Origin of the sequence: Seongchinamella unica (genome assembly GCF_004354085.1) — a bacterium.
In the GTDB taxonomy this organism is placed as follows: domain Bacteria; phylum Pseudomonadota; class Gammaproteobacteria; order Pseudomonadales; family Halieaceae; genus Halioglobus; species Halioglobus unicus.
The window spans coordinates 606,076-631,342 of the sequence record NZ_SMSE01000001.1 but is presented as its reverse complement, the minus strand read 5'-3'; the positions used below and the strand labels follow the sequence as shown (position 1 = coordinate 631,342).

The following is a 25,267-nucleotide window of genomic DNA, read 5'->3' as shown; positions in this document are numbered from 1 at the left end:
GAGAATGATGTCTGACCCGATTGTTTTCGATATCAAGCCCGCCGGGGTGGAACTGGAGCAGGGTGAGGAACGCTACTGGTGTCGTTGCGGCCGATCGGCCAGCCAGCCTTTCTGTGACGGCTCCCATCGCGATAGCGGGATAGAGCCGCTGGGCTTCAAGGCCAGGGAAAGCGGCGAGGCCTGGCTGTGCCAATGCAAGCAGACACGCAATCCGCCCTATTGTGACGGCTCACACCAACAGCTGTCAGAGGATGATGTGGGCGAGGAAAAGGCTGTACCTGCAGACGACGAAAGTATTGCCCCTCGGGCCACTGCGGAAGAGCCCACGGTCATGTATATCCATCAGCTGGCGGAACACGGTCTGGAAAAGGTGGGTCACCACGGGCCGATGGGCGCCATGGGGGTGCCCCGCGACGCCTTGCCCCAGTGGGACGATATCCAGTTACTGGTCGCCCAGTTCTCTCGCAAGCCGCTGTTGGAAACTGACGCCGTCACCACCGAACTGGTCATTGGTCCCAACGCGAAGCGCCCCTTGAAGCTGGACATTCCCCTGTTTGTTTCCGATATGAGCTTCGGCGCGTTGTCCGAGGAAGCCAAGATTGCCCTCGCCACCGGTGCCGAACGCGCCGGCACGGGCATATGTTCGGGGGAGGGCGGGATGTTGCCGGAGGAGCAGCAGGCCAACAGCCGCTACTTTTATGAGCTGGCTTCCGCTCGTTTTGGCTACAGGGACGAACTCATGGAGAAAGTCCAGGCGTTTCATTTCAAGGGCGGGCAGGGAGCCAAGACCGGCACCGGCGGGCACCTGCCTGCCAGCAAGGTGACCGGGAAGATCGCCAGCGTCCGCGGCCTCGCCGAGCATACCGATGCGATCTCGCCACCCACTTTCGAAGGGCTGGAGACCCCGGCGGACTACCGGGAAATTGCTGATCGGGTGCGGGAGATCAGCGGCGGTATTCCCATTGGTTTCAAGCTGTCGGCCAACCATATCGAGGCAGACATCGATTTTGCCCTGGAGGCCAGTGCCGATTACATCATCCTCGATGGCCGCGGGGGTGGCACTGGCGCCGCGCCGCTTATCTTCAGGGATAACATTTCGGTGCCCACGATTCCGGCGCTGGCCAGGGCACGACGGCATCTGGATCGATTGCAGCGCCATGACATTACTCTGATCATTACCGGTGGTCTGCGCACACCGGCCGACTTTATCAAGGCGCTGTCTCTGGGGGCGGATGGGGTGGCGCTGTCAAATTCGGCCATGCAGGCGATAGGTTGTGTTGCCGCACGTATCTGTAACACCAATAACTGCCCTACCGGTATTGCGACCCAGGACCCTGAGCTGCGCAAGCGCATGGACGTGGAGAAGGGCGCCCGACGGCTGCACAATTTCTTCAGCGCCTCCACCGAACTGATGCAGGTGATGGCGCGTGCCTGCGGTCATGATGCACTTGCAAAATTCAGTGTGGATGACCTCACCACCTGGGAGCGATCAATGGCCGAGCTCACAGGAATCACTTACGCGGGGGTGCGGGATTAGCGCCACGGTTGATTGACCATACCCGGCGTACGAGTCCTGGAGTAAGATGAGTCCAATAACAACAGATGGACTTGTCCGTGAACAAAGCCCTGTTCAGCGCGCTTATGGCCGTAATCTGCCTCGCCGTCGGCGCGGTCCGTGCGGCTTCGCCCAGCCTGGAACTGCCTCCGGTTTTCCTGACTGACCTGGCGGTCGCTATCCCCGTCACCGGGCCGGGCGAAGCGCCGCTCACGCTGCTGGTCAATGGGGAACCGGTGTTTGCGGGAGTTGCCGTCGAAGGCCAGGTGCTGGCCGAGGTTCAACCCTCCCGCTATGGCCAGGCCGACATCGAGTTACGCCAGCAGGGTGCGTTAATCAGGCAGTGGCAGGTCCCTGTTATTCCTGCCTGGGCGTCGCTGCTACCGCCATTGCTGGCGATAACCCTGGCATTTATGTTGCGCGCGGTCATCCCGGCGCTGTTTGCGGGTATCGTCGTTGGCGCCTGGGCGGTGAACGGGTTGACGGTGTATGGTGGCTTCAGGGCCGTATTTGACGCCATGGCCGTTTATCTGCTGGATTCGCTCGCCGACCCGGACCACGCGGCCATTCTGATCTTTACCATGACCATCGGGGGTATGGTGGGCATTGTGTCCCGCAATGGCGGCATGCAGGGCATTGTCAATCGCTCCCTGCAGGTGGCCACCTCACCGCGCAGGGGGCAGGCGGTGATTGCCTTTCTCGGCCTGACCATCTTTTTTGATGACTATTCCAATACGCTCATCGTGGGTAATGCGACCCGGCCGATGAGCGACCACCTGAAAATCTCCCGGGAAAAGCTGGCCTACCTGGTAGACTCTACTGCCGCGCCGGTGGCATCGGTGGCGGTAATCACCACCTGGGTGGGGTTCCAGGTGGGGCTGATTGCCGAATCCATCGCCGATATAGAAGGGTTGGATCAGGGCGCTTACGCCATGTTCCTGCATTCCATTCCCTACAGCTTTTATCCGTTCCTTGCGTTGGTGCTGGTATTTACCGTGGTCATCAGCAGGCGTGACTTCGGTGCCATGTACCGGGCGGAGGTGCGCACCCGCAGTACCGGCCAGGTGTCACGCCATCAGGCGCCGGGGCAGGGGAGCAGTGAGATAGAAGCAATGAGCGAGAAAGCGGGAGTGCCCTGCCGGGCCATTAACGGTGTGGTGCCCATTGTCACCCTGGTCGCTACTGTGATCGTCGGGCTCTATATCGATGGCGAGGGGGATTCGCTGCAGGACATTGTCGGCAGTGCCAACTCCTACACGGTGCTGATCTGGGCATCGCTGCTGTCTTCGCTGGTGGCAGCGGCGCTGACGTTTTCCCAGCGGTTGTTAAGCCTGGAGGAGACCGTGGACGCCTGGATTATGGGTGCCAAGTTCATGGTCACCGGACTGATCGTGCTGCTGATGGCCTGGGCGATTGCCGATGTCAGCAGCAACCTGCAAACCGCCAATTACCTGATTTCAGTTCTGGGTGACGGCCTGTCGCCGTACTTTCTACCCACCGCGGTGTTCATGCTGGCGGCGGTGACCGGTTTTGCCACCGGCTCAAGCTGGGCGGTGATGGGCATACTGATGCCGCTGGTGATTCCCCTGTGCTGGGCGGTGATGCAGGCCAACGGTATTGCCGATGCAGCCCACATGCACATTCTCTACTCCTGCCTGGCCTGTGTGCTAACCGGCGCGGTCTGGTCCGATCACTGCTCGCCGATTTCCGACACCACCGTGCTCTCGTCGCTGGCGACCGGTTGTGACCACATGGACCACGTCACCACCCAGCTGCCCTATGCGATGCTGTCGGGCGCCCTGGCCCTGGTCGTATGCACCCTGCCGGTGGGTTACGGTTTGCCCTGGTGGTTGATGCTGGGCGTCGCCGCCGCACTGCTGGTGGGAATCTACGTATTCCTTTCCAGGCCGGTCGAAGCGGTCCCACATTTGGGCTGAGGCCATATTTGGCACATATTTGGGGTCAGAGTAAAAACTCGTACGGTGATATGCCGCTAAGCCTCTAACTCTGGCTGAGTTTTTACTCTGACCCCAAATATGGTGACCCAAAATATTGAGACAGCGCATGGGAAATATGGCTATATGGTCAGCGTAAATCCGCGTAGCATGAGGGCTTCAGTCAATTTTTGGGAATCGTGAAATGAGTATTGCTCGAACTCTGCTCGCCATCAGCGCTGCTGGTGTTCTTGTCGCCTGTGCTGGAACCCCAGGGAGCGACGGTGTTGCATCGAACGAAGCGCCGGCCGAGCCGGGGAGCAAGGAAGAAATCGTTTGTGAATACCAGCAGGTAGTGGGCTCCCATTTTAAAAAGCGCATTTGCATGAGCCGGGGAGAACGCGACAGTTTGCGCGAAGATACCCAGGATGCCATGCGCACTGTCTCCAAGTCAGGGCCTTCTACCGCTAACTGAGAAGCGGGGGGCTGCCGGTGTCCGCCTCCTGCTGTTCACCCCATTGTGTAGAGTCGGTATTTCACTCAACTCAATCAGTCGGTGTTGCCTAACGTCGCGTGCCAACGGCTTCAATCATATTTGGGGTCAGAGTAAAAACTCGTTTGGTGATATGCCGCCAAGCCTCGACTCCTGGCTGAGTTTTTACTCTGACCCCAAATGTGAAAGTTGAAGAGACATGAAAACAGTGCCGCTTGGACACGAACCATTAGTAACGCGAGACGGCTTCCCCCGCTAACGATGACGATTGCCGCTGATTTACTCCCCGCCTGGCTGGTAACTGCAGCATGGATAGTTATGGCACTGTGCGTAATGTCAGCGGCTGTGCGCGCTGATTGGCGGGCACTTCACGCCGCCCCGGAGCGGTATCACCTGCTCTATGGCGGGGCCTTGGCTTGCGTGGTGTTGTGGCTGATGTCGGTTACCGCGATAGCGGGACTCTGGCTTCACTTGCTGGGCATGACCTCAATGACCCTGATCCTGGGCTGGCGTTTTGCTGTGTTGGCCGGAACGGCCGCAATCCTCACCTACATTTGGCTGATTGGCGAGACCTTCGCCGCCATCCCTGTTGCCTGGCTGCTAACCGTGGCCATCCCCGCGACCGTAACCACGCTGCTGGTCCGGGAAGTCCAGCGCAGGTGGTCGCGCAATCTTTTTGTCTATGTACTTGGCGTGGGGTTTGGTGGCGGCATACTGTGCGGGCTTGCTCTGGCGCTGGCAGGCCTTGGGGTACTGGCCCTGTCGGGACAGCAAGAAATGGTAACCAGTGCCCTGGAGAACTGGCCGTTAATAGCCCTGATGCTGTTTCCCGAGGGGTTTATCAATGGCATGGTGATGACGACTTTGGCGGTTTTTTATCCTGACCTGGTTCGGACTTATGAGGAGGTGGGGTGAGGGTGATGCGAAAGTTGGGGTGCGGGCAGAAACCAGAAGTACCGAATATCTCACTTCCCGGCAGGGCTTCGCGGTTCTGCCCTGACCCCCGATGTTCCTGGTTTGGTTGAGGCGACAGGTCTCGAGTCTACGTCGTCCCAGCGGGACGTCTCCGACAGGCCTCGCTGCGTTCCCGGATCGATCTCGCGCATCCATGCGTTTCGCGATTGCTTACATCCTGTGGGCCACCCGCGCCCTGCGGGCTGCCGGTTCCATTCCGTCCGGATACATACAAAAAAAGGGCCACCTATTGGTGACCCTTTCTCTGAGTTGGTGGAGGCGGCGGGAGTTGAACCACGCGCGTGAAACCGGCTGCTGAAGAGCGGATGCTGCTAAGGCTTGATGCTCAAAAATTGACACTCAAAGCGCTTTCTCTCCTCTATCATTTCGCTGGTGTACTTGCCATTCCGTGGTGTCAATCTTAGGTAATCACACAGAACCAGGGCGCAGCGCTCCGCCTTGTAAGAGAGTAGGTGGGGATATATCTGCTCGATCAATTGCAGTGCCTGGCGGTTGTAAACCCCGTAGGCATAACTGTGCGAGTGATTTGGTTTGCTGGCTTTTTTGTTCGAGATTTTTCCAACGCCAGCGGCATCAACAACAAACTGCAATAACTGCATTTCAGTGCTGCTGATTGTCAGTCCAAGATGTCGATTCTCGTTTCGATGCTTACGGGTTAGTGTGACGCTGCCTTCTCCGTCGACCAGGCCAGCAATGTAGGCAGCCTCAGCTGTGGAAAGTTGTCTGGTTACCTTGTAAGCCGCCATGAGTGATCCCGGTCAGGGTAAGGTTTGATTCTATATTTGAATCTGGATGATGGCGTGGCGCTGGTCGTATTTGATTGATCGTGACAGCTGGGTGTGGCTCATGGGATGGCAAGACCCGGATGCCAGTAAAAAAAAGGGCCACCTATTGGTGACCCTTTCTCTGAGTTGGTGGAGGCGGCCGGTCTCGAACCGGCGTCCGCCAGACCTCTGCCTTCGGCTCTACATGCTTAGATTCCGTTTATTGATTTAGCCGCTCACAGCCCAACGGGCAGGACGTGGTTGGCGAGTTCTGTATAAGTTTAGCGGCGCCGTCCAGAACATACTTTGCCGCGAGCCAGTTCTGTATGACAGTCAATAACGCGGGGCTGGCACCTTGTCACTGACCGCTAGAGCCGAAGCTGCTAGATGGTGTCTTTTGACTGCTTACGCAGCCAGCTGAGCACCGTAGTTGTCGTCGTTGGCAACTATAAGTTTACAGCTTTGGATTAACGTGATTGGCTGTCCTCACGGCATGCACCTCAGGGTTTGTATCCGTCGTCGAATCCAAATCGCCCCCAGGAACTTTCCAGTATACCTCATTTCATGGGGGCACAAGCGGGAATTTTCAAGGCCTTTGTTGAACCGGTCGGCTGGTCGCCGGGGGAGGGGGCGTGTATTCTGCCCGCATCCTCACGATGGAGCAGGGCAATGGAAGGGTTGATTCCGCTGGTACTCACCTTGGCGGCTGCCGGTGTGGTGGCCGGGCTGATTGCCGGGTTGCTGGGCGTGGGCGGCGGCATTGTGATTGTGCCGGTGCTGGATACGGCGCTGGCGGTGCGCGGGGTCGACCCGGCCATTCGCATGCATGTGGCGGTCGGGACCTCCCTGGCCACGATCATTTTTACCTCCCTGTCGTCTTCGCGGGCGCACCACGCCAAAGGCGCGGTCGATGTGGAGCTGGTCAAGCGCTGGGGGCCGTTTATTTTTGTCGGCTCGCTGATGGGCTCGGTAGCCGCCGCCCAGGTGCAGAGCGTGGTGCTGGCGGGAATCTTCGGGGTGGTTGCCCTGCTGATCGCCATCCAGATGATGTTGCCGCTGGATAACTACCGCCCGTGGAAACAGGTGCCCCGCGGCGCCGGCGGTATTATTACGCCCTCACTGATCGGTGGTCTGTCCGCCATGATGGGTATTGGTGGCGGCACCTTCAGCGTGGCGGCACTGACCATGATGAGCCAGCCGATTCACCGGGCGGTGGGTACCGCCGCGTTTTTTGGCCTGTTGATCGCTATTCCCGGCACTATTGGCTTTATTATCAACGGTCTGGGTGACCCGCGCTTGCCCGCCGGCAATCTTGGTTATGTCAACCTGATCGGGGTGGTGCTGATCTCGCCGATGACTGTGCTGATGGCGCCCTTTGGCGCGCGCCTTGCCCATCGTCTGTCCAGGCGCCAACTGAGCCTGGCCTTCGGCGTGTTCCTGCTGATTGTTTCGGTGCGGATGTTGCTGCGATTTACGGGCCTGATCGACTGACCATAGAAAAGCCGCAACCGATTGCGGGGGTGCAGTCGACTGCGGCTTGTGGGCTAAGCCATTGGCGAGGGAATTGCGTCGCGCCAGGGTCCCTCACCCGGCGCTCTCCTCCATGGGAGAGTGTTGCGGTTTTCACCGTATACCCTGTAAGCCATACCCCTGACTCTCGGATTTGGAGACGGGCCGGGGTGGCCTACAGATTAACTATGGTACCGGGGTGGGGTTTCCGCAAGGCGGCTGTTAGATCGAGTTTGTCTAAGTTCGCCGCCGTAAATAACAGCGCGGCTACTGCTTGACGTTGTCGCGGATGATGCGCTGTTTCTGGCGGTTCCAGTCTTTCTCTTTCTGGCTGTCGCGCTTGTCGTGGGCGCGCTTGCCCTGGGCCAGGGCAATGCGGGCTTTTACCAGGTGGCCCTTCCAGTAGAGCTGGGTGCATACGCAGGTCTGCCCTTTCTGGGTGACTGCAGCCTGGATCTTCGCCAGCTCCTTTTTATGCAGCAGCAGTTTGCGGGTGCGGGTGGGGTCGGTAACGAAATGGGTGGACGCGGTCTCCAGCGGGATAATGTGCGATCCCAGCAGAAATGCCTCGCCGTCCTTCATCAGTACGTAGGAGTCCGCCAGGTCGGCCTTGCCCATGCGCAGGCTCTTCACCTCCCAGCCAGACAGGGCGATGCCCGCCTCGAATGTTTCCAGTAACTGGTAATCGAAGCTGGCGCGCTTGTTCTGGGCAATTACGTTGCCGGTATTGCTGTGTTTCTTTTTTGCCATGGCGCGCATTATACGTAGGTCGCCCGGCACTTAAACGGTAATCTTTCCCTTTTCACTCCCGGTGGGCTGGGGCAATCTAAGCCTATGATAATTTTAGGGAATCCCGGGTGAGCCAGGCACTCGTGGGGAGTCCGGTGCAATGGCACAGCCGCACTACCTTTGTGCTGGCCCTGTCCTCGGCGGCAGTGGGCCTGGGCAGCCTGTGGCGATTTTCCTGGCTGCTGGACCAGTATGGCGGCGGCGCCTTCATGCTCTGCTACGTCATCTGGCTGTTTGTCCTGGCGGTGCCCGTCTTGTGTGCCGAGGTGATTCTGGGCTACTGGGGGCGCGGCAGCCCGGTATTGGCCATTCGTAACGTGTGTGACCGTTCGTTGCTGTCCCGTCACTGGCAGTGGCTGGGTTTGCTGGCCTGCATCACCGGGGTGTTGATTGCCGGCTATCAGGCTGTCGTGGCCGGCTGGAGTCTGTACTACATCGAGCTGATGCGTGGCGATGAGCTCTCTGCGGCCAGTATGCCGGTGGTAGCCGCCAAATACAGCGCCCTGCTGGCTGATTCCTGGCAGCAGCTCAAGTGGCAGAGCTTCTTCCTGGCGGTACTGATCGGGGTGCTTGCCCTGGGTGTGCGCCGGGGCCTGGGTGTGCTGGTCTGGCTGGCGGTGCCGGTGATGATCACGTTGCTGGGCATCCTGGTGCAATACGCACTGGATAGTGGTGAGCTGGGTGCTGCGCGCAACTCCCTGTTCACCTTCAAGTGGGTGGATTTCACTGCCGAGGCTGTGCTGGCGGCAATGGGCCACGCCCTGTTCACCCTGGCTGTGGGGGTGGGAGCCGGCATGGTTTATGGTGCCTACGCGCCGCGGCGTATTCCCATCGGTCGCTCGGTGATAGCGGTAGCGCTGTTTGATACCGTGGTTGCGCTGCTGGCGGGGATCGCCATCTTCCCGGTGATGTTCAGTCATAACCTGGCGCCGGCAGAGGGCCCGGGCCTGCTGTTTATCAGTGTGCCCTACGCCTTTGCCAACGCGCCCCAGGGAGAGCTGTTTGGCAGCCTGTTTTTCGGCTTGACGACGATCGTCACGCTGGGCTTTGCGGTGGCGCTGACGGAACCAGCGGTTCGGGTGTTGCAGCAGCAGTTGCGGCTGCGGCGGGTCACCGCGGTGGCGATTGTCGGGGGGGCGGTGTGGCTGCTGGCCTGGATGGTCGCCGGCTCTGTCGCCGCCAGCTCGCCCGGCGGCTCCAACCTGTTGCAGACGCTGGATTTTCTCACTGCCAATGTCCTGTTGCCACTGGTGTGCCTGTTCACCGCACTGCTGATGGGCTGGGGGGTACAGAAATCCGTGCTGCGGCCTCAGCTGGGGCGCGAATCCGATGCCTCCTTCTCGCTTTGGCATGCCTTCCTGCGCTATATTGCGCCACCCGCGATCATCCTGGTGATGGAGTCGGTTTTTTGGTAAGTAAGTGAATCCATGGCAAGCATTAGCAGAAGCGCGCTGCTGCCTTACCGGGCACAGCAATTGTTCGATCTGGTCAACGATATAGAAGCCTATCCCCGCTATATGGATGGTTGTGTCGGAGCCGAAGTATTGCGCCGGGAAGAGGGGCGGGTGGAAGCGCGGCTGGACCTGTCCAAGGGTGGGGTCTCGCAGAGCTTTGTCACCCGCAACCGGATGGTGGACGCCGAGCACATTTCGCTGGAACTGGTCGATGGCCCCTTCAAGCAATTCCAGGGCCGTTGGGAATTCACCCCGCTGGGCGACAGCGCCTGCAAGGTCAGCCTTGACCTCAGCTTTCGGGTCAACAACGCTGTGCTGGGTGCCGCCGCATCAAAGCTGTTTGACTCCGTTACCAGTAACCTGGTGACGGCGGTGGAGAAGCGGGCAAAAGAACTCTACGGGTAAGCACATGACAGAGCAGACCTTGATCAACGTGGAAGTGGCCTACGCGCTGCCGGAGAAACAGGCGATTCTGGCCCTGCAGGTGCCCGAGGGCACCACCGCCCTGGAGGCGGCAAAGCAGTCGAGAATCACGGAAAAGTTCGACGGCATCGACCTGGACAATGCCAAACTGGGAATATTTGCCAAGGTGGTGTCGCCGGGTCAGGTGCTGCGCGAGGGTGACCGGGTCGAGATCTACCGCCCCCTGATTGCCGATCCGAAAGAAGTCCGCAAGGCCCGGGCCGCCAGGGCCAGGGAGCGCCGCGGTAAGTAGCCAGCCTAGCTGGCTGCTCCGGCGTCCTGAGACGTTTCGGCCTCTGGACTGCCGCCAAACGCAGCAGGGGTGTAGTCACCGCTGACGTCAACCAGCGAATCATCTTTAAAGGTCACCGTGAGCCGTTCCTCGGCCAGTACGTCCAGGCCATTCCTGCGGGTGTACACATAGTCCCAGCGGTCGCGGTTGAAAGTGTCTTCCACCAGCGGGGTACCGAGGATAAAGCGCACCTGGCGCTTGCTCATACCGGGCTGTAACTGATCGGCAATTTCCTGGGTGATGATATTGCCCTGCTCGACGTCGATACGGTAAACACCGGGGAAACCAACGGCGCTGCAGGCGCTGATCAGGGTTATCGCCAGGGCGATCAGGAGGATACGCATCGGGTAGAACTTCCACTTCACTTGTTGGGGTGGCATCATACCGCTACTGAATCCCACAGAGAACCCCTTCCCCATGGCAGAAGAAAATCAGGAGCTGCGCCGCGCCGGTCTTAAAGTGACCCTGCCGCGGGTGAAAATCCTGCAAATACTGGAGTCCGCCGCCCAGGAGCAGCGTCACCTCAGCGCCGAGGAAGTATACGATGCCCTGCGAGATTCCGGGGAAAACGTGGGGCTGGCCACCGTTTACCGGGTGCTCACCCAGTTTGACACCGCTGGCCTGGTGACCCGCCATAATTTTGAGGCGGGGCGGGACGGTTCCAGCACGTCCCACTCGGTATTCGAACTCTCCCGCGGTGAGCATCACGACCACATGGTGTGCATGGAGTCCGGCGAGGTGATCGAGTTTCACGACGAGGTCATCGAGCAGCGCCAGCGGGAAATCGCCCGGCAACACGGCTTCGAGCTGGAGGACCATTCGCTGGTCCTCTATGTGCGCAAGAAGGGCTAGCCTGCCAGCATCTCCCTGGCGTGGGCCAGGGTCTGTTCGGTGATTTTCACACCGCCCAGCATGCGGGCGATTTCGTCAACCCTGCCATCGGCATCCAGTCGGCTGAGGTCTGTGTGCACGGACTTCTTGCTGGCAGTTTTGCTGACCTGCAGGTGATGGTGTCCCTGGGCCGCCACCTGGGGCAGGTGGGTGACGCACAACACCTGGGCTTCCGCTGCCAGGTCGCGCAACAGGCCACCGACCACCTCCGCTACCGCGCCGCCAATACCGACATCCACCTCGTCGAACACCATGCTGGGAACGGTGCCGCCGCTGGCGGTGACCACCTGGATGGCCAGACTGATGCGCGAGAGCTCGCCTCCGGAGGCGATTTTGCCCAGCGGCTGTGGAGCTGAGCCCGGGTTGGTGCTGATCAGGAATTCGATGTCTTCCTGGCCGTGGGGATGGGGGGCGGTATCCTCCCGGGGTTTGAGGGCAATTTCCAGGGTGCACTGGGCCATGGCCAGGGTCGCGAGGACTTCCTGGGCCGCCGCCACCAGCTTTTTGCCGGCCTTTTGCCGCTGCTTGCCGAGCTTGCCGGCCGCGGTGTTGTAGTCGTTGGCCAGCCGGCTCATGTCGGCGGTCAGTTCCTCAATGCGTTCACTGCTGCCGGCGAGCGACTGTAGTTCTTCCTGCAGTCGCTGGTGGGTGGCAATGACCTCCTCGGGCATGACCCGATGTTTTCTTGCCACGTCGTAGATGTCCTCCAGCCGGCGCTGCACTTCAGCCAGCCGCTCCGGGTTGATCTCGACCCCGTCGATGTGACGCTGGATTTCACTGTGCGCCTCGTTGAGCTGGATGGCGGCGCTGTCCAGCAGCTCGCGGGCGCCGTCGATAGCAGGACCGCTGTTGGCCTCATCCGCCAGCAGCTGCAGCGCCTGCCGGGTGCCGCTTTCCTGCTGTTCGCAGAGCTCCAGCGCGGCGTGGGCGCTGCTCAGGATGTGCTCGGCATTGGCCAGCATTTTCTGTTCCTGTTCCAGCTCGGCCAGCTCGCCTTCCTGCAGGGCCAGCTCGTCCAGTTCATCCACCTGGTAAGCCAGCAGTTGGGCCCTGGCGGTGTGCTCGTCCCGGCTACCTGCCAGCAGTGCCAGCTCGCGCTGTGCCCGCAGCCAGTCGGATGCCAGCTGCTCCACCTGTGATGCGAGTATTTGCTGGCTGGCGTAGGTATCCAGCAGCGCCCGTTGCACCGGCTTGCGCAACAGTGACTGGTGGGCGTGCTGGCTGTGAATGTCGATCAGCATGGCGCCCAGCTGGGCACAGTCCTGCAGGGTGGAAGTGCTGCCGTTGATGTAGGCCCTGCTGCGGCCCTCGGTGGTAATTACCCGCCGCAGTAGGCAATCGTTGCCGCCGTCCAGGTCACGGTTTTTAAGCCACTGGCGGGCCGCCGGAATACCCGAAATATCGAAGGTCGCGGTGATATCGGCCCGGTCGCAGCCGTGGCGCACCGCCTTAGGGTCGGCCCGGTCGCCCAGGCACAGTCCCAGGGCGTCCAGCATGATGGACTTGCCGGCGCCGGTTTCGCCGGTGATTACCGTCATGCCCGGGGCAAATTCCATCTCCAGTGAAGAGACAATAGTGTAGTTGGTGATGCTGATATGGCTGAGCATGGGCGCCCCTGACGGTTTTTCCTGTTATACCCCAGATGGACGGCGGCATAAACATCGGCAGTGCCCGGTCATGGGTTTTGTGTTTGTTCGGCGATGTGATAAAACCTAGGGCACCAACAGGCGCAGGTACGCATGACGAGCGATGTAATTTCAGAACGGGCCAGGTTGCTGCTGAAAACCCTGGTGGAACGGCATATTCGCGATGGCCAGCCGGTGGGGTCACGTACCCTGCTGGAGGAAGCGGGCCTGCCGGTAAGCGCTGCCACGATTCGCAATGTCATGTCAGACCTCGAGGAGCGTGGCTATGTGATCTCGCCCCATACTTCAGCGGGGCGTATTCCCACCGCGATGGGATACCGGCTGTTTGTGGACTCGCTGCTGCAGGTCAAACCGCTGGAACAGGAAGCGGTGTCGGTATTGCGTAACCAGCTGAATCCCGACAAATCGGCGACTGAACTGGTCCAGAGTGCGTCCTCACTGCTGTCCAGCATTAGCGCCCAGGCCGGGCTGGTGACCGTGCCGCGGCAGGAAGCGGGGCAATTACGCCAGGTGGAATTCCTGCCCCTGTCCGGCGACCGGGTGCTGGTGATCCTGGTGATCAACGAACGGGAAGTACAAAACCGCATCATCCACACCCAGCGTCCCTTTACCGAAGAACAGCTGCGCGAGGCGGCCGCCATGGTCAACCAGCGCTTTGCCGGCAGGCCGTTGCCGGATGTGCAGGAACAGATCCTGCGCGAGATGCGGGAGGCCCGGAGCCAGATCGACAGTTACATGCAGGCCACACTGGACCTGGCTAATCAGGCCCTGGACCAGGAACCCGGCGAGGAAGAATACGTGGTTGCCGGCGAGTCCCGCCTGCTCGACAACGCCACCGCAGACGAAATTCTCAAGCTGCGGGAACTGTTCGACGCCTTTGAGCAGAAGAAGGATCTGCTGCACCTGCTGGAGCGCTGCACCCGGGCCCAAGGGGTGCAGGTATTCATCGGTGAAGAGGCCGGGTACGAAGTCTTTGGCGATTACTCGGTGATCACCGCCCCCTATGGCGATGGTGCCCGCACCCTGGGTGTGTTGGGGGTGATCGGGCCCACCCGGATGGCCTATGAGCGGGTGATTCCGATAGTGGATGTCACCGCGAAGATGTTGAGCTCGGCGTTGAGCAAGTAGATAACCGGCCCTGAATATTTGGGGTCAGACCCCAAATATCGGAAGTTTGGGGTCTGACCCCAAATATCCCCCTAAAAATCCCCACCCACCCTCTTGAATCCCCCTGATCCGGCCCCATATCCGCCTTGAAACAGCAATTCAGTAGCCATACGGAGTACAAGCGTGGCCGAGCAAGATCCGAAACAAAATGAAACTGAGTCCCCGCAAGTGGAAAACGGGAGCCCTGAGAGCAAAGTGGATGGTGCCGAGGAAGTCGTCGCGGCAGAAGCAGCCGGAAGCGCCGAAACAGCCGACGAGCCCTCGCTGGAAGAGGAAGTGACCCACCTGCAGGAAGACCTGGCTGCCGCCCGTGACGCGGCGCTGCGCGCCCAGGCCGACGCCCAGAATGTGAAGCGTCGTGCCGAGCAGGATGTGGAAAAGGCCCGTAAGTTCGCACTGGAGCGATTTGCCGGTGAACTCCTGCCGGTAGTCGACAACCTGGAACGTGCGCTGGAGTCCGCCACCGGCGATGACGAGGCGATCAAGCCCATAGCCGAAGGCGTGGAGCTGACGCTGAAGAGTTTCCTGGACGTACTGGGCAAGCAGAACATCGAGGTGGTGGACCCGGATGGCGAACCCTTCGACCCCAACCTGCATCAGGCCATGAGCATGGTCGAGAACAACGAGGTTGAACCGAACACCGTGATTGCGGTCATGCAGAAGGGCTACACCCTGAACGGACGGCTGATTCGCCCGGCGATGGTGATGGTCAGCAAGAGTAGCTAGACGCGGTCAAAAAGGGGTTGAATCAGGCCAGATTGGCCCCATATACAGAACATCAAAACTGAAAGGGCGCCGAGGCGCCGGTAAGACTGGAGACAAACAATGGGCAAGATTATTGGAATTGACCTGGGTACCACTAACTCGTGTGTATCCGTACTGGATGGCGACAAGCCTCGCGTAATCGAGAACGCCGAGGGCGATCGCACGACACCTTCTATTGTGGGCTACACCGAAGAAGGTGAAATTCTGGTTGGCCAGAGCGCGAAGCGCCAGGCCGTGACTAACCCCCACAACACCCTGTTCGCGGTGAAGCGCCTGATCGGCCGTAAGTTCAAGGACGATGTGGTGCAGAAAGACATCAGCATGGTCCCCTACAAGATCATCGAAGCTGATAACGGCGACGCCTGGGTGGAAGCCAAGGGCGAGAAAATGGCACCCCCGCAGGTTTCTGCCGAAGTGCTGCGCAAGATGAAGAAAACCGCCGAGGAGTTCCTGGGCGAGCCGGTGACTGAGGCAGTAATTACCGTTCCGGCCTACTTTAACGACTCCCAGCGCCAGGCCACCAAGGATGCGGGCAAGATCGCCGGCCTGGTCGTCAAGCGCATCATCAACGAGCCCACCGCGGCAGCGCTGGCCTACGGCATGGACAAGGCCAAGGGCGACCACACCGTGGCGGTGTATGACCTGGGTGGTGGTACCTTCGATATCTCCATCATCGAGATTGCTGAAGTGGATGGTGAGCACCAGTTTGAAGTGCTCTCCACCAACGGTGACACCTTCCTCGGTGGTGAGGACTTCGACCTGCGCCTGATCGAGTATCTGGCAGCAGAGTTCAAGAAAGAGAGCGGTATTGACCTGCACAACGATCCGCTGGCCCTGCAGCGCCTGAAAGAAGCTGCCGAGAAGGCCAAGATCGAACTGTCCAGCTCGCAGCAGACCGAGGTCAACCTGCCGTACATTACTGCAGATGCCACCGGTCCCAAGCACCTGGTCGTCAAGCTGAGCCGTTCCAAGCTGGAATCCCTGGTCGAGGACCTGGTATCCCGCTCCATGGAGCCGGTCAAGATTGCCTTGCAGGACGCCGGCCTGTCACCCTCCGAGATCGACGATGTGATCCTGGTGGGCGGCCAGACCCGGATGCCGCTGGTACAGACCAAGGTTGCTGACTACTTTGGCAAGGAGCCGCGCAAGGACGTCAACCCCGACGAGGCGGTTGCCATGGGCGCGTCTATCCAGGGTGCGGTGCTGTCAGGCGATGTCAAAGATGTACTGCTGCTGGACGTAACGCCACTGACCCTGGGCATCGAAACCATGGGTGGTGTGGCCACTCCGCTGATCGAGAAGAACACGACTATCCCGACCAAGAAGTCGCAGATTTTCTCCACCGCGGAAGACAACCAGACAGCCGTGACCATTCACGTGGTCCAGGGTGAGCGCAAGCAGGCTTCCGGCAACAAGTCTCTGGGTCGCTTTGACCTGGCCGACATTCCGCCGGCGCAGCGAGGCATGCCCCAGATTGAGGTGACCTTTGACCTGGACGCGAACGGCATTCTGCACGTGTCTGCGAAGGACAAGGCAACCGGTAAGGAACAGTCCATCCGCATTACTGCCTCTGGCGGTCTGTCGGACGAGGATATCGAAAAGATGGTGGCAGACGCCGAGGCCAACGCCGAGGCAGATGCGAAGTTTGAGGAGCTGATTACCGCCCGCAACACCTGCGAGGGTCTGGTTCACGCTGCGAAGAAGACCATCGAGGAAGCCGGCGAGCATGCCACCGATGACGAGAAGGCGGCGATCGAAACTGCCATATCCGAAGCGGAAGAGGCACTCAAGGGCGAGGACAAGGACGCTATCGATGCGGCAGCTACCAAGCTGACCGAAGCGACTGGCCCCGTGGCCCAGAAGATGTACACAGCCCAGGCCGAACAGGCCCAGGCGGCAGGTGCCGATGCTGGCCAGTCCGAGTCCGACGCAGGCGACGATGTTGTCGACGCCGAGTTCGAGGAAGTGAAGGACGACGAGAAGAAGTAAGGGAGTAACGGCGTCCTGCTGAATTGCCAGTCCGGCGAAAGCCGGGCTCCGGCGCAAGGGAATCCATCAGTTCTTCCCAACTGGTGGATTCCGCTTTTCACCGGGTGGCAATAGCACGGACGCTTGCTCTGGCTTAATTAACATCGTCATTCCCGCGAAGGCGGGAATCCAGTAAACCCAGGGGCAAACACCCCGCTGGTCCCTGGATTCCCGCCTTCGCGGGAATGACGGTTTAGAGATACCCGTTTATCTACTCCTGGAGTGAGTGACGGGACAAGGAATGCCGCAGGCCCTTTTCCGGAGGGAATGACGGTTTAAAGCGATAGAGAAAACGCTAGGCGATTTATGTCAAAACGCGACTATTACGAAGTCCTCGGGGTCGGCAAGAACGCTGATGGCAAGGATATCAAGAAGGCTTACCGCCGGGTGGCGATGAAGTATCACCCTGACCGGAACCCCGACGATCCCGATGCGGACGCCAAGTTCAAGGAAGCCACCGAAGCCTATGATGTCCTGATGGACAGCGAAAAACGCGCCGCTTACGACCAGTTCGGTCACGCCGGTGTGGACCCCAACATGGGGGGCGGTGCCGGCGGCTTTGGCGGCGGCAGCTTCAGCGATATTTTCGGCGATGTATTCGGCGACATATTTGGCGGTGGTGGCGGCCGCGGCCGCGGCGGTCCCCAGCGCGGTTCCGACCTGCGCTATACCCTGGATATTTCCCTGGAAGACGCGGTCCGCGGCACCACGGTGGAAATCCGTGTGCCCAGCCTTGCCACCTGTGAATCCTGTGATGGATCCGGTGCCAAGAAAGGTTCCAGTCCGGTCACCTGTTCCACCTGCGGCGGCGCCGGCCAGGTGCGCATGCAACAGGGCCTTTTCCAGGTGCAGCAAACCTGCCCCGCCTGTCGTGGCCAGGGCCAGACTATTTCCGACCCCTGTAACACTTGTCACGGTCAGGGCCGGGTGGAGAAAACCCGCACCCTGTCGGTGAAAGTGCCTCCGGGGGTAGATACCGGAGACCGTATCCGCCTGTCCGGCGAGGGAGAGGCGGGGCCCCACGGCGGGCCTGCCGGAGACCTGTTTGTACAAATGTCGGTAAAACAGCACCCGATTTTTGAACGGGACGGCAAGCACCTGTATTGTGAAGTGCCGATTACCTTCGTGGATGCCGCTCTCGGTGGTGAACTGGAAGTCCCCACACTGGATGGCCGGGTGAACCTGAAGATTCCGCCGGAAACGCAAACCGGCAAGTTGTTCCGCCTGCGCGGCAAGGGTGTCAAACCGGTGCGCGGTGGCAGCGTTGGTGACCTGCTGTGCCGGGCGGTGGTAGAAACCCCGGTCAGCCTGAGCAAGCGCCAGAAGGACTTGCTGGAAGAATTTCGGGAAACTCTGGGCGAGGACGGAAAACGCCAGTCGCCTCGCCAGCACAGCTGGTTTGAGGGTGTAAAAAACTTTTTTGACGATATGACATCATGACAACGCGCATAGGCATTACCGGTGCTGCCGGACGCATGGGCCGGACCCTGATCGAAGCGATTGACCTGGCGGGCGAGGAACTGCAGCTGGCCGCCGCCATCGAACGCCCCCAGAGCAGCCTGCTGGGCGCCGACGCCGGCGAGCTGGCAGGGCGGGGCAGCAATGGCATTGCAGTGGTCGGCTCGCTGCAAGAAGTGATCGGCGATATTGACGTGTTGATCGATTTCACCGTCCCGGCCGCGACCCTCGCCAATGCACAGGTCTGCGCTGCTCACCAGGTTGCCATGGTCATCGGTACCACCGGGTTTACCGCCGAGGAGCAGGGCTTGATCGATTCTGCCGCCGGCAAAACCGCCATCTGCAAGGCCTCCAACTTCAGCACCGGCGTCAATGTCTGCTTCAAACTGCTGGACATGGCCGCCAGGGTGCTGGGGGACGATGTCGATATCGAGGTTTACGAGGCCCATCATCGACACAAAATCGATGCCCCCTCAGGCACTGCCCTGAGCATGGGCCAGGTGGTAGCGGATGCACTGGGCCGTGACCTGGATAAAGTCGCCGTTTACGGCCGGCAAGGACAGACTGACGCCCGCGACCGCGAAACCATCGGCTTTGCCACGGTTCGGGCCGGCGATATCGTGGGTGACCACACAGTGACCTTCGCCGCTGAGGGCGAGCGGGTGGAGATCACCCATAAGGCTTCCAGCCGTATGTCGTTTGCCCGCGGTGCAGTGCGTGCCGCCGGCTGGTTACACCACCAGAGCGCGGGCCTGTATGACATGCAGGATGTGCTCGGGCTGAAGTGAGGAGAACTCCGTGAGCGAACATATCGTCAACATCGACGAAACCAATGCCGCAGCGCTACTGATTGATGAATCCCACCAGCGGCCGGTGGTCGTCGATTTCTGGGCCGACTGGTGTGAACCCTGCAAGGTGCTGATGCCCCTGCTGGAGAAAATAGCCACGGAATATGCTGGCGCTTTCCTGCTGGCCAAGGTCAACGCCGATGAACAGGGCATGATTGCCCAACAGTTCGGTGTGCGCTCGCTGCCAACGGTGATGGTGATCAAGGACGGACAGCCGGTCGACGGCTTTGCCGGGGCGCAATCCGAACAGGAAGTCCGGGCGATGCTCGGCAAATACCTGCCCAATCCCTGGGACGGTCTGTTGCAAATGGCTCGGGAAGCGATGGACGAGGGGGATTATGCCCGTGCCCTGACGCCGCTGCGCCAGGCCTGGGAAGACTCGGGGCAAATCTACGAGATCACCATTCCCTACGCCCAGGCGCTGATCGAATGCATGCGTCTGGACGAAGCCGAATCCCTGCTGGATGGTGTGCGGATGGTCGACCAGGACGCCGTTTACGAACAGTTGCGGGCGCAGCTGCAGATCAAGCGTGAAGCGGCAAAGTCCCCCGAGATCGAGGCTCTGGAGAAGCAGTTGGCGGAGGATCCTGACAACCTCGATCTGATGCACCAGCTGGCAATACAGTTCACCAACGCCGGGCAGTTCAAGGACGCCATGGAATACCTGATAACAATCCTGCGTAAGGACCTGGACCACGGCGAGGGCGCCACCAAAAAGGCCCTGCTCGATACAATTGCCAGCCTTGGCAAGGGCGATCCGTTGGCGGCAGAGTATCAACGTAAACTGTACAGTCTGCTTTACTGATTGCCCGCACGCCGTTTGATGACAGCCAACGGAACCTCTCTTTCCCTGTGTATGATCGTCAAAAACGAGGCGTTTTTCCTGCGGGACTGCCTGTCCCGGGCGGCCCCCCACGTGGACGATATTGTGGTGGTGGACACCGGATCCACCGATGATACCCGCGATATCGCCCGGGAATTTACTGACAGGCTCTACGACTTCCAGTGGCGGGACGATTTTGCCGCCGCCCGCAATCACGCCCTGGCGCAGGCTAACGGCGACTGGATTATCGTGCTGGATGCCGATGAAGTTATTGCCCCGGAAGACTGGCAGCGGATTCGCGAGCTGATAGAGCGCACCGACAAGGACGCCTTCTTCCTGACCCAGTATAACTACAGCGTCGAGCCGCTGGATAAGGACTGGGTACCCATTCCGGCAAAAACGGCTTATTCCCGCCACTACAAGGGCTATCGGCCCAACCCCATTGCCCGACTGTTTCGCAACCGTGAGGACATCCGCTACCAGGGCAGGGTACATGAAGTCATCGACTACTCCCTCGCCGACGGTAGCTGGCAGGTTCTCGACATCCCCATCCATCACCACATGGACGAAGATCCGTCCAAGATGCAAGTTGATCGTCAGCTCAACTACCTGCGTATTATTGAGCAGGATCTGGAAGGCGAGGAGGACGGTCGCTTGTGGACTGCGGCGGGTACCATCTGTCTTTACTATGTGGACGACCTGCCCAGGGGTATGGCCTACCTGCAAAAAGCAGTGGAGCTTGGCTACAGGGTAGATGACAACCGGGAAAGGATAGCGGAGACCCACTATCGGCTGGGTGATATCGACAGCGCCTATGACGCTTACCTGGCCCTGTACGACGCGGGGTACCGCAGTACCAACCTGGGTAACAATCTCGCCAATCTCGCGGTGAAAAAGCGCCGTTTCGGCTTTGCCGCAGACCTGCTGGAGGAGACCATTGAGCGTGGTATTGTCGACCCGCAGGTGAGAATTCGGCTGGAGCACAACATCCGCTACCTGCGGGAGCAGGACGCATCTTCCTGAGATTGCGCGTGGCCAAGTGCGCTGCGGTCAATTTTTGTGAGAGCTGTCAACATTGTCTACCCCGACTCGCCGGGCTAGTGTACTTGCCCGGCTTCCAGAATCCGTCGAAGCCATTACCCAACTACCGATATGGGAGGTCAAGCAGTGGATACAAGGTTTGCCCCGGAGGACATCGCTTTTCGCGATGAAGTAGCAGAATTTTTCGACAGCGCCTACGACACGGATATTGAAGCGAGGCTGTCCAGCTTCGATGCCGCGGTGTTCAAACCGGCCATTATCGAGTGGCAGAAGCGGCTCTATGAGCGCGGTTGGATCGCCCCCGGTTGGCCCAAAGAGTATGGCGGGACCGGCTGGGATGCCACCAAGGCCTTTATTTTTGAAAGCGAGCGCGCCTCTCGCGGTATTCCGGAGGTCATCCCCTTTGGCCTGAAGATGGTGGGTCCGGTGATATATACCTTCGGTAGCGACGAACAGAAAGAGCGTTTCCTGCCCAGGATTCTTAGCAGCGATGAATGGTGGTGCCAGGGGTATTCCGAGCCCGGTGCTGGTTCAGACCTGGCTTCGCTGAAAACCCGGGCCGTGCGGGAGGGTGATGAATATGTCGTGAACGGCGCCAAGATCTGGACAACCTATGCCCAACTGGCTGACTGGATTTTCTGCCTGGTCCGCACCAGCAGCGAAGGCAAGAAGCAGGAAGGGATCAGCTTCCTGCTCATTGACATGAAATCTCCCGGCATCAAGGTAAATCCGATTGTGTCCATCGATGCCAAACACAGCCTTAACGAGGTTGAATTCAACGATGTGCGGGTGCCTGTAGCCAACCGTATCGGCGAGGAAAACAGGGGCTGGACCTACGCCAAGGCCCTGTTGGCTCATGAACGCACGGCGATCGCCGGCGTCGCCGACTCCAAGCGCGGGGTGGAGGTGGTCAGGCAGTACGCCAGCGCCGAGGTCAACGGCGGCACCCGCCTGATTGATGAGCCTCTGTTCCAGAAACGCCTGTCCGATCTGGAGATCGAACTGATGGCACTGGAATTCACCGAGCTCCGGGTGCTGGCTTCGGTGGCTTCGGGTGACGCCCCGGGCGCTGAATCCTCGATGCTGAAGATCAAGGGCACCGAAATCCAGCAGCAGGTCCAGGAGCTGGCCATGGAGGTGGCCGCCTACTACCAGGGTGTGCTGCCGGGAGGCCCTGAGCCCGATGTGCTGGGTAACTCGCTGGGCCCCAAAGCTTTCAAGAACTACATGTATGGCCGCGCGGCCACGATTTACGGTGGTTCCAATGAAGTCCAGCGCAACATCATTGCCAAGGCCGTACTCGGTCTGTAACACCAGGGAGAACTGACAGATGAACTTTGATTTCACCGAAGAACAGGTCATGTTGCGCGACAGTGTTGCCCGGTATGTGCAGGACGACTATGACTGGGACACGCGCGTGGCGATTGCCAATTCCGAAACGGGCATGGACCTGACCAAGTGGCAGACCTTTGCCGAGCTGGGCTGGCTCTCTATTCCCTTCGCTGAAGAACACGGCGGATTTGGCGGCGGTGCCGTGGATGTCATGCTGGTAATGGAAGAGTTGGGTAAGGGGCTGGTGCTGGAACCCTATCTTGCCACGGTGCTGCTCTATGGCGGACTGTTGCATAAAGGCGGCAACTCGGAGCTGCAGGCGGCCTATATCCCTGCCATTATTGATGGCTCCTGTCTCGGCGCCTTCGCCTACCTGGAGCGCCAGAGTCGCTTTGAACTGGCCGATGTAAAGACCACTGCCAGCGCCAGCGATGGCGGCTACATGCTCAATGGCGAGAAAGTGGTGGTATTCAATGGCGCCAGTGCCGACCAGCTGATTGTGTCGGCCCGCACCAGCGGCGAGCAGAGCGATGAACACGGTATCACCCTGTTCCTGCTGCCTGCCGATGCAGACGGGATCGAAAGGGTCAGCTACCGTATGATGGACGGCCAGGTGGTGGCCAATATTGTGCTGAAAGACGTGAAAGTCGATGCAGGCCACGTGGTCGGTGAGCTCGACAACGGGTTTGCCCTGATGACCGCGGTGGTGATGGACGCCAATATCGCCCTCTCCGCCGAGGCGATAGGCATTATGGCGCAGCTCAACAGCAAGACTGTAGAATACACCCGTACCCGCGAACAGTTCGGTGTCGCGCTGGGCAAGTTCCAGGCGTTACAGCACCGCATGGTTGACACCTTTATGAGTTACGAGCAGGCTAAATCACTGCTGTATCGCGCGGTGTGTGCGCTCACTGATGACGCAGAGGATGAGGTGCAGGCTATTCATGCACTGCGGGTAATGATCGACAAGGCCGGCAAGCACATCTTTGGTGAAGCCATTCAACTGCACGGCGGCATGGGAATCACCGACGAGTTGGACATTGGCCACTATGCCAAGCGGTTGATGATGATTAACACCACCTTTGGTAACGGCGATTATCATCAGGCGAAATTCAACGCCGTGCGCTATAACTAGGCTACCACTTATCGCCCTGGCATCGGGGATCCGGCGCAAGGGCGCAACCTCAGGAGAAATACAATGAAACTGGGCTTCCTGCTGGGCTATTCCGGCAAGCAAATCAATATTCCGATGGACCTGATCAAACATGCCGAGTCCGTGGGTTTCGATTCGGTATGGACCGCCGAGGCGTACGGCAATGACGCGGTTACGGCGGCCACCTGGGTATTGTCCCAGACTGAAAAGATCCGGGTCGGTACCGCAATTATGCAAATGCCCGCCCGCACCCCGGCCATGACGGCAATGACGGCGATGTCACTGGACCAGCTGTCCGGTGGCCGGTTTATCGTCGGGCTTGGCGCCTCCGGCCCGCAGGTGGTTGAGGGCTGGCATGGAGTTCCCTACGGTAAACCAGTCACCCGCACCCGGGAATATATCAAGATCATGCGCGCGATTATGGCCCGCGAAGGTCCGGTGGAATTCGATGGCCAAATGTACCAGGTACCCAATACTGGCGAGGGCACCACTGGCCTGGGCAAACCGCTAAAGTCCATTCTCGATCCCAGCCCCGATATCCCGATATACACAGCGTCGATCACGCCTGCAGGGCTGCGTTGTGCGGGCGAGGTTGCCGACGGAGTCCTGCCGGTGTGGATGGACCCTGACAAGTACGACATAATCGGTGAGCATCTGGAAACCGGGTTTGAGAAGGCGGGCAACGGCAAGAGCCTGGAAAACTTTGACGTGGCGACCTTTGTATCCGTCGCCATGAACGACGACCTGGATGCCGCCTTCGATTCCCTCAAACCCTGGCTGGCACTGTATATCGGCGGTATGGGGGCCAAGGGTAAGAACTTCTATCACGACTACACAACGCGACTCGGCTACGGTGAGGCCGCCGACAAAATCCAGGACCTGTACCTGGCGGGCAAACAGGAGGACGCCTGCGCTGCAGTACCCCGTGAACTGGTGGATGAGGTAGCGCTGGTAGGATCCAAAGACCGTATCCGTGATCGCCTGGGCCGGTGGAAAGAAGCTGGCAGGAAAGGGCACGTGGGAACCATGCTCCTGGGCGTGCATGATCCTGAGGTGCTGGAGCTGTTCGCCGAGGAGCTTCTCTGATGGACATCGCCGGTAAACTGATTGTTGTCACCGGCGGTGCCAATGGTATCGGTCGCGCCCTGTGCGAGCGCTTTCACGCTGAAGGTGCCCGCAAGGTGGTCGTGGTCGACCTGGAAGAAAGCAATGCCCGCGTCGTGGCAGAAACCATCGACGGAGACGCCTACGGCGTGGACGTACGCGATGAATCTGCGATCAAGGCCATGGTTGACCAGGTGGAGGCCGAACACGGCACCATCGACCTGTTCTGCAGCAATGCCGGTATTATTGCCCTGGACGGCGAGCCCTGGTGGGCCACCTCCGCGCCCAATGAAACCTGGCAGGCTATGTGGGATATCCACGTGATGTCACATGTCTATGCTGCTCGCGCCTGCCTCCCCGGTATGCTGGAACGTGGCAGTGGGTATTTTCTGAACACAGCGTCGGCGGCGGGCTTGCTCAACCAGATAGGTGATGCGGCCTATTCCACGACCAAGCATGCAGCGATAGGTTTTGCGGAGTCGTTGGCGATCACTCACGGTGATGACGGCATCAAGGTGTCGGCCCTCTGCCCGCAGGCCGTGGCCACCCGCATGATCGGCGACAGTGGTGGTGGCGGGACAGCAGGCGTAGACGGCGTGCTCACGCCAGAGGCCGTCGCTGACGCCGTGGTGGAGGGGCTTGCCAAAGAGGTCTTTCTTATTCTTCCGCACAAGGAAGTTGAGGAATATCGACGCCGCAAAACCGAGGATTATGACCGCTGGCTGGGCGGCATGCGCAAGTTACGGCGCACGATGGGCGTGCCGTCCACCTGAAGCATTTGTCC

Annotated in this window: 24 protein-coding genes and 1 other RNA gene; 20 read left to right on the top strand and 5 right to left on the bottom strand. The window is 59.8% G+C overall.

Going from position 1 to position 25,267, the window contains the following annotated elements:
* Nucleotides 1–7: 7 nt before the first annotated feature.
* From E2F43_RS02845 to E2F43_RS02830, 4 genes are all read left to right on the top strand, one after another.
* Nucleotides 8–1,537, top strand: coding sequence for a glutamate synthase-related protein (locus tag E2F43_RS02845; protein ID WP_133209350.1), 1,530 nt, complete (start codon nt 8–10; stop codon nt 1,535–1,537).
* A 77-nt stretch (nt 1,538–1,614) separates the two neighbouring features.
* Nucleotides 1,615–3,492, top strand: coding sequence for a Na+/H+ antiporter NhaC family protein (locus E2F43_RS02840; RefSeq protein WP_238946715.1), 1,878 nt, complete (start codon nt 1,615–1,617; stop codon nt 3,490–3,492).
* Nucleotides 3,493–3,694: 202 nt separating this feature from the next.
* Nucleotides 3,695–3,964, top strand: coding sequence for a hypothetical protein (locus E2F43_RS02835; protein ID WP_133209349.1), 270 nt, complete (start codon nt 3,695–3,697; stop codon nt 3,962–3,964).
* Between the two features lie 279 nt (nt 3,965–4,243).
* Complete coding sequence (locus E2F43_RS02830) at nt 4,244–4,897, top strand: energy-coupling factor ABC transporter permease (RefSeq protein WP_133209348.1); 654 nt, start codon at nt 4,244–4,246, stop codon at nt 4,895–4,897.
* Between the two features lie 371 nt (nt 4,898–5,268).
* On the opposite strand, the gene E2F43_RS02825 is transcribed toward E2F43_RS02830, so the two are convergent.
* The gene (locus E2F43_RS02825; protein ID WP_133209347.1) at nt 5,269–5,703 is read right to left on the bottom strand and encodes an LAGLIDADG family homing endonuclease; all 435 of its coding nucleotides are present in this window, start codon (nt 5,701–5,703) and stop codon (nt 5,269–5,271) included.
* Between the two features lie 166 nt (nt 5,704–5,869).
* Nucleotides 5,870–6,259: a transfer-messenger RNA gene (ssrA, locus tag E2F43_RS02820) on the bottom strand.
* 131 nt (nt 6,260–6,390) lie between these two features.
* Here ssrA and E2F43_RS02815 point away from each other — a divergent pair.
* Complete coding sequence (locus E2F43_RS02815; protein WP_133209346.1) at nt 6,391–7,212, top strand: sulfite exporter TauE/SafE family protein; 822 nt, start codon at nt 6,391–6,393, stop codon at nt 7,210–7,212.
* A 285-nt stretch (nt 7,213–7,497) separates the two neighbouring features.
* On the opposite strand, the gene smpB is transcribed toward E2F43_RS02815, so the two are convergent.
* Nucleotides 7,498–7,980, bottom strand: coding sequence for an SsrA-binding protein SmpB (gene smpB, locus E2F43_RS02810; protein ID WP_165954165.1), 483 nt, complete (start codon nt 7,978–7,980; stop codon nt 7,498–7,500).
* Between the two features lie 107 nt (nt 7,981–8,087).
* Between smpB and E2F43_RS02805 the strand changes: the two genes are divergently transcribed.
* Genes E2F43_RS02805 through E2F43_RS02795 form a run of 3 tightly spaced genes read left to right on the top strand, consistent with a single transcriptional unit; the run spans nt 8,088 to nt 10,188 of the window.
* Complete coding sequence (locus tag E2F43_RS02805) at nt 8,088–9,434, top strand: sodium-dependent transporter (protein WP_133209344.1); 1,347 nt, start codon at nt 8,088–8,090, stop codon at nt 9,432–9,434.
* A gap of 12 nt (nt 9,435–9,446) precedes the next feature.
* Nucleotides 9,447–9,878 (top strand): type II toxin-antitoxin system RatA family toxin, encoded by a 432-nt coding sequence (locus E2F43_RS02800; protein ID WP_133209343.1) that lies wholly within the window; start codon nt 9,447–9,449, stop codon nt 9,876–9,878.
* A 4-nt stretch (nt 9,879–9,882) separates the two neighbouring features.
* Nucleotides 9,883–10,188, top strand: coding sequence for an RnfH family protein (locus tag E2F43_RS02795; protein WP_133209342.1), 306 nt, complete (start codon nt 9,883–9,885; stop codon nt 10,186–10,188).
* Between the two features lie 5 nt (nt 10,189–10,193).
* Here E2F43_RS02795 and E2F43_RS02790 read toward each other — a convergent pair whose 3' ends face one another.
* On the bottom strand, nt 10,194–10,607 hold the full coding sequence (locus tag E2F43_RS02790; RefSeq protein WP_238946713.1) for an outer membrane protein assembly factor BamE: 414 nt from the start codon (nt 10,605–10,607) through the stop codon (nt 10,194–10,196).
* A 37-nt stretch (nt 10,608–10,644) separates the two neighbouring features.
* On the opposite strand from E2F43_RS02790, the gene fur reads away from it, so the two are divergent.
* Nucleotides 10,645–11,079 (top strand): ferric iron uptake transcriptional regulator, encoded by a 435-nt coding sequence (gene fur / locus E2F43_RS02785; protein ID WP_133209341.1) that lies wholly within the window; start codon nt 10,645–10,647, stop codon nt 11,077–11,079.
* On the opposite strand, the gene recN is transcribed toward fur, so the two are convergent.
* Nucleotides 11,076–12,725, bottom strand: coding sequence for a DNA repair protein RecN (gene recN / locus E2F43_RS02780; protein ID WP_133209340.1), 1,650 nt, complete (start codon nt 12,723–12,725; stop codon nt 11,076–11,078). The genes fur and recN overlap by 4 nt on opposite strands.
* Nucleotides 12,726–12,857: 132 nt before the next feature.
* On the opposite strand from recN, the gene hrcA reads away from it, so the two are divergent.
* From hrcA to E2F43_RS02725, 11 genes are all read left to right on the top strand, one after another.
* The gene (gene hrcA, locus E2F43_RS02775) at nt 12,858–13,892 is read left to right on the top strand and encodes a heat-inducible transcriptional repressor HrcA (RefSeq protein WP_133209339.1); all 1,035 of its coding nucleotides are present in this window, start codon (nt 12,858–12,860) and stop codon (nt 13,890–13,892) included.
* Nucleotides 13,893–14,054: 162 nt separating this feature from the next.
* A complete protein-coding gene (gene grpE, locus E2F43_RS02770; RefSeq protein WP_133209338.1) occupies nt 14,055–14,657 on the top strand; it encodes a nucleotide exchange factor GrpE in 603 nt (200 codons plus the stop codon).
* A gap of 99 nt (nt 14,658–14,756) precedes the next feature.
* Nucleotides 14,757–16,685: a molecular chaperone DnaK gene (gene dnaK / locus E2F43_RS02765; RefSeq protein WP_133209337.1), complete on the top strand. Its 1,929-nt coding sequence runs from the start codon at nt 14,757–14,759 to the stop codon at nt 16,683–16,685.
* A gap of 345 nt (nt 16,686–17,030) precedes the next feature.
* Entirely contained in the window at nt 17,031–18,164 is a 1,134-nt protein-coding gene (gene dnaJ, locus E2F43_RS02760; protein ID WP_133209336.1) for a molecular chaperone DnaJ, read from the top strand.
* Nucleotides 18,161–18,970, top strand: a complete 810-nt coding sequence (gene dapB, locus E2F43_RS02755; RefSeq protein WP_133209335.1) for a 4-hydroxy-tetrahydrodipicolinate reductase — start codon at nt 18,161–18,163, stop codon at nt 18,968–18,970. Before dnaJ ends, dapB begins: the two co-directional genes overlap by 4 nt.
* Nucleotides 18,971–18,980: 10 nt before the next feature.
* On the top strand, nt 18,981–19,835 hold the full coding sequence (gene trxA, locus E2F43_RS02750) for a thioredoxin (RefSeq protein WP_133209334.1): 855 nt from the start codon (nt 18,981–18,983) through the stop codon (nt 19,833–19,835).
* Nucleotides 19,836–19,853: 18 nt separating this feature from the next.
* On the top strand, nt 19,854–20,876 hold the full coding sequence (locus E2F43_RS02745) for a glycosyltransferase family 2 protein (RefSeq protein WP_133209333.1): 1,023 nt from the start codon (nt 19,854–19,856) through the stop codon (nt 20,874–20,876).
* A gap of 144 nt (nt 20,877–21,020) precedes the next feature.
* The gene (locus E2F43_RS02740; protein WP_133209332.1) at nt 21,021–22,205 is read left to right on the top strand and encodes an acyl-CoA dehydrogenase family protein; all 1,185 of its coding nucleotides are present in this window, start codon (nt 21,021–21,023) and stop codon (nt 22,203–22,205) included.
* 19 nt (nt 22,206–22,224) lie between these two features.
* Nucleotides 22,225–23,361, top strand: a complete 1,137-nt coding sequence (locus tag E2F43_RS02735; protein WP_133209331.1) for an acyl-CoA dehydrogenase family protein — start codon at nt 22,225–22,227, stop codon at nt 23,359–23,361.
* 63 nt (nt 23,362–23,424) lie between these two features.
* On the top strand, nt 23,425–24,465 hold the full coding sequence (locus E2F43_RS02730; RefSeq protein WP_133209330.1) for an LLM class F420-dependent oxidoreductase: 1,041 nt from the start codon (nt 23,425–23,427) through the stop codon (nt 24,463–24,465).
* Complete coding sequence (locus tag E2F43_RS02725; protein ID WP_133209329.1) at nt 24,465–25,256, top strand: SDR family oxidoreductase; 792 nt, start codon at nt 24,465–24,467, stop codon at nt 25,254–25,256. Before E2F43_RS02730 ends, E2F43_RS02725 begins: the two co-directional genes overlap by 1 nt.
* Nucleotides 25,257–25,267: the final 11 nt, after the last annotated feature.

Excerpts from the sequence above, each read along its gene's own strand:
- E2F43_RS02790 (WP_238946713.1), bottom strand. The coding sequence starts at position 10,607 with ATGCCACCCCAACAAGTGAAGTGGAAGTTCTACCCGATGCGTATCCTC.
- E2F43_RS02845 (WP_133209350.1), top strand. The coding sequence starts at position 8 with ATGTCTGACCCGATTGTTTTCGATATCAAGCCCGCCGGGGTGGAACTG.
- E2F43_RS02835 (WP_133209349.1), top strand. The coding sequence starts at position 3,695 with ATGAGTATTGCTCGAACTCTGCTCGCCATCAGCGCTGCTGGTGTTCTT.
- E2F43_RS02800 (WP_133209343.1), top strand. The coding sequence starts at position 9,447 with ATGGCAAGCATTAGCAGAAGCGCGCTGCTGCCTTACCGGGCACAGCAA.
- E2F43_RS02830 (WP_133209348.1), top strand. The coding sequence starts at position 4,244 with ATGACGATTGCCGCTGATTTACTCCCCGCCTGGCTGGTAACTGCAGCA.
- recN (WP_133209340.1), bottom strand. The coding sequence starts at position 12,725 with ATGCTCAGCCATATCAGCATCACCAACTACACTATTGTCTCTTCACTG.
- E2F43_RS02730 (WP_133209330.1), top strand. The coding sequence starts at position 23,425 with ATGAAACTGGGCTTCCTGCTGGGCTATTCCGGCAAGCAAATCAATATT.
- dnaK (WP_133209337.1), top strand. The coding sequence starts at position 14,757 with ATGGGCAAGATTATTGGAATTGACCTGGGTACCACTAACTCGTGTGTA.
- E2F43_RS02825 (WP_133209347.1), bottom strand. The coding sequence starts at position 5,703 with ATGGCGGCTTACAAGGTAACCAGACAACTTTCCACAGCTGAGGCTGCC.
- E2F43_RS02725 (WP_133209329.1), top strand. The coding sequence starts at position 24,465 with ATGGACATCGCCGGTAAACTGATTGTTGTCACCGGCGGTGCCAATGGT.
- dnaJ (WP_133209336.1), top strand. The coding sequence starts at position 17,031 with ATGTCAAAACGCGACTATTACGAAGTCCTCGGGGTCGGCAAGAACGCT.
- E2F43_RS02735 (WP_133209331.1), top strand. The coding sequence starts at position 22,225 with ATGAACTTTGATTTCACCGAAGAACAGGTCATGTTGCGCGACAGTGTT.
- fur (WP_133209341.1), top strand. The coding sequence starts at position 10,645 with ATGGCAGAAGAAAATCAGGAGCTGCGCCGCGCCGGTCTTAAAGTGACC.
- E2F43_RS02815 (WP_133209346.1), top strand. The coding sequence starts at position 6,391 with ATGGAAGGGTTGATTCCGCTGGTACTCACCTTGGCGGCTGCCGGTGTG.
- hrcA (WP_133209339.1), top strand. The coding sequence starts at position 12,858 with ATGACGAGCGATGTAATTTCAGAACGGGCCAGGTTGCTGCTGAAAACC.
- smpB (WP_165954165.1), bottom strand. The coding sequence starts at position 7,980 with ATGGCAAAAAAGAAACACAGCAATACCGGCAACGTAATTGCCCAGAAC.
- E2F43_RS02795 (WP_133209342.1), top strand. The coding sequence starts at position 9,883 with ATGACAGAGCAGACCTTGATCAACGTGGAAGTGGCCTACGCGCTGCCG.
- dapB (WP_133209335.1), top strand. The coding sequence starts at position 18,161 with ATGACAACGCGCATAGGCATTACCGGTGCTGCCGGACGCATGGGCCGG.
- E2F43_RS02745 (WP_133209333.1), top strand. The coding sequence starts at position 19,854 with ATGACAGCCAACGGAACCTCTCTTTCCCTGTGTATGATCGTCAAAAAC.